General features: G+C 63.3%; 8 protein-coding genes and 1 pseudogene. 2 read left to right on the forward strand and 7 right to left on the reverse strand.

The annotated features are described in order from the left end of the window. Positions 1-1,020, reverse strand: a pseudogene (locus AU465_RS33970) (hypothetical protein); the annotation flags it as partial. 73 nt (positions 1,021-1,093) lie between these two features. After that, the gene (locus AU465_RS33975; protein ID WP_192257492.1) at positions 1,094-2,392 is read right to left on the reverse strand and encodes an adenylosuccinate synthase; all 1,299 of its coding nucleotides are present in this window, start codon (positions 2,390-2,392) and stop codon (positions 1,094-1,096) included. A 216-nt stretch (positions 2,393-2,608) separates the two neighbouring features. Here AU465_RS33975 and AU465_RS33980 point away from each other — a divergent pair, with 216 nt between their 5' ends. Further along, positions 2,609-3,559: a DMT family transporter gene (locus AU465_RS33980; RefSeq protein WP_192257494.1), complete on the forward strand. Its 951-nt coding sequence runs from the start codon at positions 2,609-2,611 to the stop codon at positions 3,557-3,559. A 179-nt stretch (positions 3,560-3,738) separates the two neighbouring features. Here AU465_RS33980 and serA read toward each other — a convergent pair whose 3' ends face one another. The 5 genes from serA to glmM form a co-directional block, all read right to left on the reverse strand. Beyond that, positions 3,739-5,340, reverse strand: a complete 1,602-nt coding sequence (gene serA, locus AU465_RS33985) for a phosphoglycerate dehydrogenase (RefSeq protein WP_192257496.1) — start codon at positions 5,338-5,340, stop codon at positions 3,739-3,741. Between the two features lie 67 nt (positions 5,341-5,407). Then, complete coding sequence (locus AU465_RS33990) at positions 5,408-6,583, reverse strand: phosphoserine transaminase (protein WP_192257498.1); 1,176 nt, start codon at positions 6,581-6,583, stop codon at positions 5,408-5,410. Between the two features lie 195 nt (positions 6,584-6,778). Further along, positions 6,779-7,645, reverse strand: a complete 867-nt coding sequence (locus AU465_RS33995) for an outer membrane protein (RefSeq protein ID WP_192257501.1) — start codon at positions 7,643-7,645, stop codon at positions 6,779-6,781. Between the two features lie 207 nt (positions 7,646-7,852). Then, positions 7,853-8,692: an outer membrane protein gene (locus AU465_RS34000; protein WP_192257503.1), complete on the reverse strand. Its 840-nt coding sequence runs from the start codon at positions 8,690-8,692 to the stop codon at positions 7,853-7,855. Positions 8,693-8,909: 217 nt separating this feature from the next. Beyond that, on the reverse strand, positions 8,910-10,262 hold the full coding sequence (glmM, locus tag AU465_RS34005) for a phosphoglucosamine mutase (RefSeq protein ID WP_192257505.1): 1,353 nt from the start codon (positions 10,260-10,262) through the stop codon (positions 8,910-8,912). A gap of 365 nt (positions 10,263-10,627) precedes the next feature. Between glmM and AU465_RS34010 the strand changes: the two genes are divergently transcribed. Continuing rightward, a complete protein-coding gene (locus tag AU465_RS34010) occupies positions 10,628-11,485 on the forward strand; it encodes a hypothetical protein (protein ID WP_192257507.1) in 858 nt (285 codons plus the stop codon). Positions 11,486-11,543: the final 58 nt, after the last annotated feature.

An 11,543-nucleotide genomic window follows, 5' to 3' on the forward strand; every position in this document is an offset into this window, starting at 1 on the left:
GCCGATGGCGGCCGGCGGAGTGGTCGTCGCAGGCGCGGCCGGCGGCGGCGTGGTCAGCGCCGCCACGGATTCACCCTCGCCGATGGTGCTCTGTCCGCCGGCCGGGCCGGGATCGACCTCCTTGCCTTCAGGCGTCAGACGCTGGGTGAACTTTGTTTCGGCCGGTTCGTTGGCGCCGGCCGCATTGGCGCCGCCGGCGGGCGGCGCGGCTGCCGTCTCCGTGGCCGGCTTTGCCGGAGCGGGCTTGACCAATGGCTCGGTCGAGACCGTCTTGCTGCCGCCGCCGTTCGAGCCGAGCATCGAGCGGAACGCATCCTTGTTCAGCCAGACGCCATAGCCGCCACCTGCCAGCACCAGGAATGCGACGACAGTGGCGATCAACCCACCATAGCTGCGCTTGCGCGCCGGCGGTCGCAGCCGCTGGAAAGTGTCGGCCGGCTGCTCGTCATTGGCGAAGGCATCGCTGCCGTCGTCCGGTTCGGCGGCGTTCATGCCGGGCAGGCTGACATCGTCCTCGCGCGGCGAGGGCATCGGCGGCGATGCCGAAGGCGCTTTGTGCCAGCCGCCGGGCTCCGACTTCGTTGCCCCTTGCCAGCTTGGCTCCGTCTTTGATGCGCTTTGCCAGCTCGGTTCCGCCTTCACCGGTGCCGGCGCCGGCTTGAAGGGCTCGGGCCTGGCAGGCTCGGGGTTCGCCACCGGCGGCTGCCGGACGTGGCTCGGCTGGTTCTTGTTGCGGTCGATCGACGAGAAAATATGTTCCAGCTCCGCCAGCGGATCTTCCGCTGGAGCCGGCTTGGGCGCCGGAGCGGGCGTGACGTACTCTCGCTCGACGCTGGAAATGGCATCTTCCAGCGAGCGCTTCTGCTTGCTGACGACATCGGCGGATAAAGGCGGAGAATAGTCCGCGAGCTTCTTCGCCAGTGCCGCACGGGCATTCTCGTAGATGCGCTTGCGCAGCTCGGACGAGGGCTCGCCGTGCTTCTCGAGCTGCTTTTTCAGAACACCAACGAAATCTGCCATGCGTCAGTCGACCTGCGATTCTTTCCCCGTGACCGGCCGCAAATCAGCCGTAGTGCCGGGAAGGGCTGTGAAACTAGTCTTGAAACGGATCGGTCACAAGTATCGTGTCGTCCCTCTCCGGGCTGGTGGAAAGCAGCGCAACCGGGGCTCCTATCAGCTCCTCGATGTAGCGGACATATTTGACGGCTTGCGCCGGCAGATCGTTCCAGCTCCTGGCACCGGCCGTCGTCCCCTTCCAGCCTTCGAGCGTCTCATAGATCGGCTCGACGCGCGCCTGGGCGCCCTGGCTGGCCGGCAGATAGTCGATCAGCTCGCCATCGAGGCGGTAGCCGGTGCAGACCTTGATCTCGTCCAGCCCGTCGAGCACGTCGAGCTTGGTGAGCGCGATGCCCTTGATGCCGTTGACGGCCACCGCCTGGCGCACCAGCACCGCGTCGAACCAGCCGCAGCGGCGCTTGCGGCCGGTGACGACGCCGAATTCGTGGCCGCGCGTGCCGAGGAACTCGCCGATCTCGTTCTTCTGCTCGGTCGGGAACGGGCCTTCGCCGACGCGCGTCGTATAGGCCTTGGTGATGCCGAGCACATAGCCGATGGCGCCAGGGCCGGTGCCGGAGCCGGCGGCCGCCTGCCCCGCCACGGTGTTGGACGAGGTGACGAAGGGATAGGTGCCGTGGTCGATGTCGAGCAGCGTGCCTTGCGCGCCCTCGAACAGGATGCGCTCGCCCGCGCGCCTTTTGTCGTCGAGCACCTTCCAGACCCGATCCATGTAGGGCAGGATCTCGCCGGCCACCGAGGTCAGCTCCTGCATGATCGCCTCATGCGTCGCCTCGGCATGGCCGAGCCCGCGGCGCAGCGCATTGTGGTGCGTCAGCAGCCTGTCGACCTTCAGGGGAAGCGTTTCCAAATCCGCCAAATCCATCACCCGGACGGCGCGCCGGCCCACCTTGTCCTCGTAGGCGGGGCCGATGCCGCGGCGGGTCGTGCCAATCTTGGTTCCGGAATTCGAGGCGGCGTCTTCGCGGAATCCGTCCAGCTCCCGGTGCAGCGACAGGATAAGCGCGGTGTTTTCGGCGATTTTCAGGCGCTCGGGCGTCACCTCCACGCCCTGCTCCTTGAGCTTCGCGACTTCCGCGACGAAGGCATGCGGATCGAAGACCACGCCGTTGCCGATGATCGACAGCTTGCCCTGCCGGACCACGCCGGACGGCAGGAGCGAAAGCTTGTAGACCTTGCCGTCGACGACCAGCGTATGACCTGCATTGTGGCCGCCCTGGAAGCGCACGACCACGTCGGCACGTTCCGACAGCCAGTCGACGATCTTGCCCTTGCCTTCGTCGCCCCACTGCGAGCCGACGACCACCACATTGGTCATGTTCTTTTCCCTTGAGATGCCGCCTTAGCGGCTTGAAACGACAGGCCTCTATAACCTCATGTGCAGGCCGATGCGACCCTTTCTTTGCCGCCGAAACCAGCCAAGACACAACAAACCAGGCACAACAAATTCCGGCTTTCGCATCATTTACTTGGCCTCACTATCGCCATAGGCCGGCTTCGATCTTCGAACGCGCCGCCCGTGCCGGATTAAGCGATGCATCGAGCCGCCTATCTGTTCCTTCTCTCCACCATGCTGCTATGGGGCGGCAATTCCGTGGCCGGCAAGCTTGCCGTCGGCCATGTGTCGCCGATGACATTGGTTTTCCTGCGCTGGGTGTTGGCGGTGCTGATCATGCTGCCCGTCGGCTGGCGGGCTTTTCGCGAGGATTGGCCGGAGCTGCGCCGGCACTGGCTGCTGATTGCCGGCCTCGGCGCCTGTGGCTTCACGATCTTCAACGTCATCTTCTACACGGCGCTGAACTACACCACCGCCATCAACGTCTCGATCGAGCAGGCGGCCATACCGATCGTCATCATTCTCGCCAATTTCGTGCTGTTCCGGCTGCACGTGCAGCGCCTGCAGATAGTCGGCGTCGCGCTGACCATCGTCGGCGTCGCCCTCACCGCGAGCCATGGCGACCTCAGCCAGTTGCTGAAGCTCGATCTCAATTTCGGCGACGCCATCATGCTGGTCGCGGTTCTCTGCTACAGCCTCTATTCGGTGGGGCTGCGCCTGAAGCCGGCCATCCGCTGGCAAAGCCTCATGCTGGCTTTGTCGCTCGCCGCGCTTTTGACCTCGCTGCCCTTCTTTGTCTGGGAAGTGGCGGCGGGTCGCGTCATCGTCCCGGACGCGCGGGGATGGGCGGTCGCGTTCTACACTGCGCTCGGCGCGTCGGTCGTCTCGCAGATCTTCTATATTAGGGGCAATGAGCTGATCGGCGCCAATCGCGCCGGGCTGTTCATCAACCTCGTGCCGATCTTCGGCACGCTGCTTTCGGTGCTGATCGTCGGCGAGCAGTTCCAATTCTATCAGGGTCTTGCGCTTGCGCTTGTTCTCGGAGGCATCGCGCTCGCCGAATACAGTGGCAGAAGGGCTAGCGCACAGGCGGCGCCACCGCCTTCGCTGAATATGTCAGGCTCTGGTCAGAAATTGCGACCTCGTTAAGGATATCGATGCGCGGATATACATCGGCTTCGCCCCAAGCCGCACAAGCCGCAATGCAAGATCGCGCCCGGCTTCCCAGCAAGTAAGCCGGCGCGGAAAAGATCATCCTGACGCGCCTGGCCTGATAAAAGCCCGTGCGCGAGCGCGCACGGGGCCTTTATCATTTAGGCAGACTTTGTTCAGGCGGCGCCGACATCGAAGTGCAGCGGCTTGGCCGAGTCGATCGACTGGTGCGCCCGCAGCTGATCGAGCACCTTTTCCGGGAACGGCGCATCGAGATAGAGCAGCGCGATCGCATCGCCGCCCGGCCGGTTGCGGCCGAGCTGGAAGTTGGCGATGTTGACGCCGTTCTCGCCGCAGACGGTGCCGAGCAGGCCGATGATGCCGGGCGCATCGGCATTGGTCGTATAGAGCATGTGCTGGCCGACCTCGGCGTCGAGGTTGATGCCCTTGATCTGGATGAAGCGCGGCTTGTGGTCGGAGAAGCAGGTGCCGGCGATCGAGCGCGTCATGTGCTCGGTCTTGACGGTAAGCTTGATATAGCCGTCGAAGACGCCCGACTTGTCGCGCTTGACCTCGGCGACGATGATGCCGCGCTCCTTCACCATGATCGGCGCCGACACCATGTTGACGTCGGAGACCTGCGGCCGGATCAGGCCGGCAAGGGTAGCGCTCACCAGCGCGCGCGTGTTCATCGTCGCGGTCGAGCCGTCGAACAGGATCTCGACCTCCTTGATCGGATCCTCGGTGACCTGGCCGACAAAGGCGCCGAGCACCTCGGCGAGCTTGACGAAGGGTTTTAGCCGCGGCGCTTCCTCGGCGGTGATCGAAGGCATGTTGATGGCGTTCGAGACCGCGCCCTTGATCAGATAGTCCGACATCTGCTCGGCGACCTGCAGGGCGACATTCTCCTGCGCCTCCGCTGTCGAGGCGCCGAGATGCGGGGTTGCCACGACATTCTCCATGCCGAACAGCGCGTTGTTCTCCGCCGGCTCGACCTCGAAGACGTCGACGCCGGCGCCGGCAACCTTGCCGCTGTTCAGCGCCGCGACCAGGTCCGCTTCGACGACCAGCCCGCCGCGCGCGCAATTGATGATGCGCACGCCGTCTTTCATCTTGGCGATTGCCGCCGCGTCGATGATGTTGCGCGTCTTGTCGGTCAGCGGCGTGTGCAAGGTGATGAAATCGGCGCGGGTGAAGAGCTCGTCGAGCTCGACCTTCTCGACGCCGAGCTCTTCGGCGCGGCTGTCCGACAAGAACGGATCGAAGGCAATCACATGCATCTTCAGGCCGACGCCGCGCGTCGCGACGATCGAGCCGATATTGCCGCAGCCGATGATACCCAGCGTCTTGCCGGTGATCTCGATGCCCATGAAGCGGTTCTTTTCCCATTTTCCCGCATGCGTCGAGGCGTTGGCCTCGGGGATCTGGCGCGCCAGCGCGAAGATCATCGCGACGGCATGCTCGGCCGTGGTGATCGAATTGCCGAAGGGGGTGTTCATCACGATGATGCCCCTGCGGCTTGCCGCCGGGATATCGACATTGTCGACGCCGATGCCGGCGCGGCCGACGACCTTGAGCCTGGTTGCGGCATTGATCAGCTTCTCGGTGACCTTGGTCGCCGAGCGGATGGCGAGGCCATCATACTGGCCGATCACTTCGAGAAGCTTTTCCTTGTCCTTGCCGAGATCGGGCAAGTAGTCGACCTCGATGCCGTGATTCTTGAATATCTGCACTGCGGTGGTTGAAAGTTTATCCGAGACGAGAACGCGGGGCGCCATGGCGGCCTCCTTCAATGGGATTTGATCCGTTTGGGGATCGGCGGCCCGAAGGCCGCCGCGAATGGTCTCAGGCCGCTGCCTTGAGCGACGCCTTCTGCATGGCGAAGGCCCAGTCGAGCCAGGGCAGCAGCGCTTCGAGATCGGAAGTCTCGACGGTCGCGCCGCACCAGATGCGCAGCCCGGGCGGCGCATCGCGATAGGAACCGATGTCGTAAGCGACACCTTCCTTGTCGAGCGCCGAGACGATGCCCTTGGCGAAAGCCGCCTGACCGTCGTCATCGAGCGCCGCGACATCTGGATCGGCGAAGGACAGGCACACGGAAGTGTTCGAGCGTGTCGCCGGATCGACGGCCAGATGGCCGAGCCAAGGCGACTTGTCCACGAACCGGTCGAGCACCGCGGCATTGGCGTCGGCACGCGCAATCAGCGCTTCCAGGCCGCCGATCGATTTCGCCCAGTTGAGCGCATCGAGATAGTCCTCGACGCACAGCATCGACGGCGTGTTAATGGTCTCGCCCTTGAAGATGCCTTCGATCAGCTTGCCGCCCGAGGTCAGGCGGAAGATCTTCGGCAGCGGCCAGGCCGGTTTGTAGGTCTCCAGCCGCTCGACGGCGCGAGGGCTGAGGATCAGCATGCCATGCGCGCCCTCGCCGCCCAGCACCTTCTGCCAGGAGAAGGTGACGACATCGAGTTTTTCGAAATCGAGCCGTTGCGCGAAGGCAGCCGAGGTGGCGTCGCAGATGGTGAGACCCTTGCGGCCGGCCGGGATGAAATCGCCGCTCGGCACGCGCACGCCCGAGGTCGTGCCGTTCCAGGTGAAGACCACGTCGCGGTCGAAATCGACCTGCGTGAGATCGGGCAGCTCGCCGTAGCCGGCTTCGAACTTGCGCACATCGGCGAGCTTGAGCTGCTTGACGACATCGGTCACCCAGCCGGCACCAAAACTTTCCCAGGCGATCATGTCGACGCCGCGCTCGCCGAGCAGCGACCACAGCGCCATCTCGACCGCGCCGGTATCGGATGCCGGCACGATGCCGATCCGGTAGCCGGCAGGAACCTTGAGGATTTCGCGCGTCAGCTCGATCGCCTGCTCGAGCTTGCCCTTGCCGATCTTGGCGCGGTGGGAGCGTCCGAGCGCGGCGGCTTTCAGCGCCTCGGCCGACCAGCCGGGGCGTTTTGCGCAGGGACCTGAGGAGAAATTGGGATTTGCCGGACGGAGTCCGGGCTTGGTAAGCGTCGTCATCGTGGTCTATCCTTCCAGATAGTGGCCCCTCGTTGGGGAGGGGTGGCCCACGGACGGCGATATGCTTTCAGCCTTTCGGCGTCAAGAGCAAAGTTTTTGTCGCTGGCAGGATACTTGTGTAGCCCCGATTACGCGCCCTGAAGCAAAAACGGCGGACCGGTGATCCGCCACCGGCAATTTTCAAGGCTTTGTCGCTCACCAAAGATCGTAGCGCAAACCCAGCTTGACCGTCTGATAATCGATGCCCTTGTGAACATTGAAGGCGCCGTTGTCATAGGCGACATATTTGCCGCTTGGGATCGAGAAATACTCGTAGCCGAGGTCGACGGAGAGATTTTTGCTGACCTGATAGGACAGGCCCGCCCCGATCGAATAGGCCAGATTGAACTTCGCCTCGGAGTCCTCCGATCCTTTGTATCCCGCCGGATCGTCGCAGACGAAACCGCCGGTGCCCGCCGAATCGGTTGGGCGATCAACGCACTCGCGCTCGCCTTGGGTCTTGAAATACTTGTTATAGGCAATGCCGACACCGCCACCGATATAGGGCGTGAGCCCGACATAGGTGCCCAGGTCTACATAGCCATTGGCCATCACGCTGTAGCCCTTGTTGGTGGCCCGGTTGGTGGCTTCGCAGTCTTCCGTATCGGCAACCGACTGGATGATCGCTGTACCGCCAACAATAACCAAGTTATTCGTGTGACCGGCGCAGCCATCTGGCACCAAGGCGTGGTCGCCGAACTTATTGGTCGGCAGGATGCCACCATTGAGTTCGACTCTGAGAAAGTCGTTCAGATGGTAGCCCATGCCGATGCTGCCCGTGAACAGGCTGCTGTCGTTGGTGAAGCTTGTCGACCCGCTTGTCGATATCTGATGCTCGAACGGATGGCTGAAGGCGTAGCCGATGTCGCCGCGCAGGTACCAGCCCGAGCCCACCTCGACCGGCTGGTAGTCCGGCGCCTGGTCGACATAGATGGGCGGGTCGTAGTCGGCCGACACCGCCTGTGTCGCCGGCATCAGCACGATTGCGGCGAGCGCCAGTGCGATACGCGATTTTGATGTCATGGTCCCCGGCTCCTGAAGTTGGCGCCAGTCGCGAACGCGAGCACAGCTGCCGTTTCAGGAGCATTGTTAACCATAGTGGTTAAGTGCCGGTTAAGGATAACAGGCAGTTACCGAATTGATTTCGATGAGATTTTACCGGCAGCGCACAAACGAAAACTGCCCGGCTGGCGCCGGGCGGTTGGCAAAACCTCAGTATATTCGAAGCAACTACTTGGTGTAGATCGGCTCCGGCTGATAGGGTTCCGGCGGCGGGGCGCAATCGGATCTGCCGAACTGATACCGCAGGCCGCCGCGCACTTCGTGCACATTGATGCCGCGGTCGTAACCGGCGCCGACATTACTGTCCGAAGCATATTCGAACATCTTGCCGCCATTGATGTGGCTGTAACGGTAGCCGACGTCGAGCTTGACACGATCGGTCAGACAGTAGGAGGCGCCGGCCATGAGGGCATAGGCAAAGCGCCAGCCCTTACCGCCGGCATGCTCAAACGAACCATCGAGATCGGTGTTGTGGAGCGTGTCCCACTTTACCCAGGCGCCGCCGATGCCGGCGCCGACATAGGGCGTGACACCGTGCCAGGTGCCGATGTCGACATAGGCATTGGCCAGAAGCAGCAAAGCCGAATAGGACGAGGTGTCGACGGAGGTGCAAGGCACCCCGCCGGCGCAGAAGCCATCGGTCGAGCCGCTAAAGTTGGATTTGCCCATCCAATCTGCGGTGAGGTCGGTGCGGAAATACTGGTTGATCTGATAACCGACGCCAGCGCCCGCGGAGAACGCGCCCTTCAGCTTGCCGCTGGCGAAGCTGCCCTGGACCTGGGGCGGTGCCGCGCCGTAGGTGATGTAGTCGCCGCCACGGAAGCGCGACCAGTGATAGTCGATGTCGCCGCGGATATACCAGCCGCCGACATCGACCGGCTGCGCCTCGACAACCGGCGGCGGAGCCTCCTCGACCGGAGGCGGTTCCGCGAGGTCGGCGGCGAGCGCCGATCCGGCCACCCCCGCAAACAGCGCGGCAAACAATGCCATTCTTGCTGTATTGAACATGCTGTCACCCCTAAGAAGCCTCGGGACGACGTCGCCCGAAGATGAACCTCGGCGTGGATAATGAATTGCAAAGGTTAAAGGCCGTTTAACCGTGCCGATTAACCACGAATCTATACAATTTTAGAGGGTATGCCGTTGTCCGGTCGTTGCGGCACGCACGAAAAAACCCGCCGGGCGGCGGGCTTCCAAGCGCGACGAGCTTTGGCTTGGGCCTCCGTCAGGCGGCGCTGCGGGTTTCCGAGATGATGCCGACTATGTCGTTGACGACGGTCTCGACCAGTTGCGGATCGTCGCCTTCGGCCATGACGCGGATCAGCGGCTCGGTGCCGGAGGGCCGGATGACGAGGCGGCCGGACTTGCCGAGACGATTGCGCGCATCCTCGATCGCCGCCTTGACGGGCGCCTCCTCCAGCGGCTTGCCGCCGGAGATGCGGACATTCTTCAGCAGCTGCGGCACCGGCTCGAACTTCTTCGACAGCTCGCTGACCGGCCGGTTCTGCCGCTTGATGCAGGCCAGCACTTGCAGCGCCGAAACCAGGCCATCGCCGGTGGTCGAGAAATCGGAGAGCACGATATGGCCGGACTGCTCGCCGCCGACATTGAGGCCGTGCGCGCGCATATGCTCGACGACATAGCGGTCGCCGACCTTGGTGCGGTGCAGTTGCAGCTTTAAGTCGCCGAGGAAACGCTCGAGGCCGAGATTGGACATCACCGTGGAGACGACGCCGCCGCCGGCCAGCCGCCCGTTCTGGTGCCAGGACTCGGCGATCAGCGCCATGATCTGGTCGCCGTCGACGATGGCGCCGTTCTCGTCGACGATGACCACGCGGTCGGCGTCGCCATCGAGCGCGATGCCGATGTCGGCGCGCACCTCGTGCACCTTCTTCTGCAGGCCGGCCGGATGGGTCGAGCCGCATTCCTTGTTGATGTTGAAGCCGTTCGGCTCGACATTGATGGCCACCACTTCGGCGCCGAGCTCCCACAGCGCCTCGGGGGCCACCTTGTAGGAGGCGCCGTTCGCGCAGTCGACGACGATCCTCAAGCCGGAAAGCGACATAGAGCGCGGCAGCGTGCGCTTGGCGAATTCGATATAGCGGTCGTGGACGCCATCGACGCGCTTGGCGCGGCCCAGCCCGTCGGAATCGGCCAGCGCAAGCTCGATATCCTTGTCGAGCATGCTTTCGATGCGCTCCTCGATCTCGTCGGAGAGCTTGTAGCCGTCGGGGCCGAACAGCTTGATGCCGTTGTCGTAATAGGGATTGTGCGAGGCCGAGATCATCACGCCGATGTCGGCGCGCAGCGAGCGCACCAGCATGGCGACCGCCGGCGTCGGAATCGGTCCGAGCAGGAACACGTCCATGCCGGCGGCGCACAGGCCCGACACCATCGCGTTCTCGATCATGTAGCCGGAAAGCCGCGTGTCCTTGCCGAGCACGACGCGGTGCCGATGGTTGCCGCGCTGGAAAGAAAGCCCGGCGGCCATCCCCACCCGCATGGCGACCTCGGCCGTCATCGGAAACTTGTTGGCGCGTCCGCGGATGCCGTCGGTACCGAAATACTGCCCTGCCATTCTTGCCAAAGTCCCCATCGGTTTTTCAGCCGCCCGTATTGCCACAATTGGGCCGCATCCGATTATCACATTTCGTAATTGTATATTACCATTCCTTAGAAAATCATTGTCGCGGGGGAGCAAGTGATTCCACGGCCTGCCACGACCTCTGACTGTAGCGGCAATATACCAGCCGAGGCGAGCTTTTCTGCCCAAGTCGCGTGGCAAAACCTTGTTTGCGCAGCGAACCGCAAGCAATTCATCACCTTGTCGGGAGGAACACACTTTGTGACGGCATCCGCGCCGGAAGCATCTGGCGCAACCCAACATTGAGAGCTATTGATTTGGTATAGGGACCACCTGGCGGCAGCAAGGGAGAAAACGCCATGCTTATTCATAGACTTGCCACGTTGACGGGCATCGCCGTCGCAACCCTGTTCCTGGCGGCGCCGGCCAACGCGCTGACCATGGCCGAGTGCAGCACCAAGTACAACGCGGCCAAGGACGCCGGAACGCTCAACGGCCAGACCTGGAACCAGTTCCGCAAGGCGCAGTGCGGCAGCGATGCCTCCGCCGCGACCGACACCAAGGCGGCGACCGACACCAAGGCGGCTGACACCAAGCCGGCCAAGAAGGCCAAGGAGACGACCGCCGCGGCAACCGCCGACAGCTCGGCCAAGGGCCTGACCGCCAAGGAATGCAGCGCCAAGTATCAGGCCGCGAAGGCCGCAGGCACGCTGAACGGCATGAAGTGGAACGACTTCCGCAAGACCGAATGCGCGGCCGGCGCCACCGCGGCGGCGACCGATACGAAGCCTGCCAAGGCGACCAAGACCGCGACCGCGACGACAGCGGCTGAAGGCGGCAAGGGCCTGAGCATGGCTGAATGCAGCACCAAGTATCAGGCGGCCAAGACCGCCAACAAGCTGAACGGCATGAAGTGGAACGACTTCCGCAAGGCCGAATGCGGTGCTGCCGCAGCCGATGACGACACCGTCCCGGCCCCGACCGAGGCGACCTTCACCAAGGAACCGGCGAAGCCGAGCGTCGCCGCGCCGAAGGGTGTGACCTTCCCGACCGCCATCTCGCCGAAATTCGCCACCGAGACCCCGGCCAAAGGCCGCATGCATACCTGCCTTGAGCAGTACTATGCCAACAAGGACGCCAACACGCTGAACGGCCTGAAGTGGATCCAGAAGGGCGGCGGCTTCTACAGCCTCTGCAACGCCAAGCTGAAGAGCTGATCGTTAGCAGCTAGGGTCAGGACCCATTAATTTGTTGAGTTGATATCTGTTGGGTGAT

The organism is Mesorhizobium silamurunense (genome assembly GCF_014843905.1).
Lineage (GTDB): Bacteria > Pseudomonadota > Alphaproteobacteria > Rhizobiales > Rhizobiaceae > Mesorhizobium > Mesorhizobium silamurunense.

Excerpts from the sequence above, each read along its gene's own strand:
- AU465_RS33990 (WP_192257498.1), bottom strand. The coding sequence starts at position 6,583 with ATGACGACGCTTACCAAGCCCGGACTCCGTCCGGCAAATCCCAATTTC.
- AU465_RS34000 (WP_192257503.1), bottom strand. The coding sequence starts at position 8,692 with ATGTTCAATACAGCAAGAATGGCATTGTTTGCCGCGCTGTTTGCGGGG.
- serA (WP_192257496.1), bottom strand. The coding sequence starts at position 5,340 with ATGGCGCCCCGCGTTCTCGTCTCGGATAAACTTTCAACCACCGCAGTG.
- AU465_RS33980 (WP_192257494.1), top strand. The coding sequence starts at position 2,609 with ATGCATCGAGCCGCCTATCTGTTCCTTCTCTCCACCATGCTGCTATGG.
- AU465_RS33975 (WP_192257492.1), bottom strand. The coding sequence starts at position 2,392 with ATGACCAATGTGGTGGTCGTCGGCTCGCAGTGGGGCGACGAAGGCAAG.
- glmM (WP_192257505.1), bottom strand. The coding sequence starts at position 10,262 with ATGGCAGGGCAGTATTTCGGTACCGACGGCATCCGCGGACGCGCCAAC.
- AU465_RS33995 (WP_192257501.1), bottom strand. The coding sequence starts at position 7,645 with ATGACATCAAAATCGCGTATCGCACTGGCGCTCGCCGCAATCGTGCTG.
- AU465_RS34010 (WP_192257507.1), top strand. The coding sequence starts at position 10,628 with ATGCTTATTCATAGACTTGCCACGTTGACGGGCATCGCCGTCGCAACC.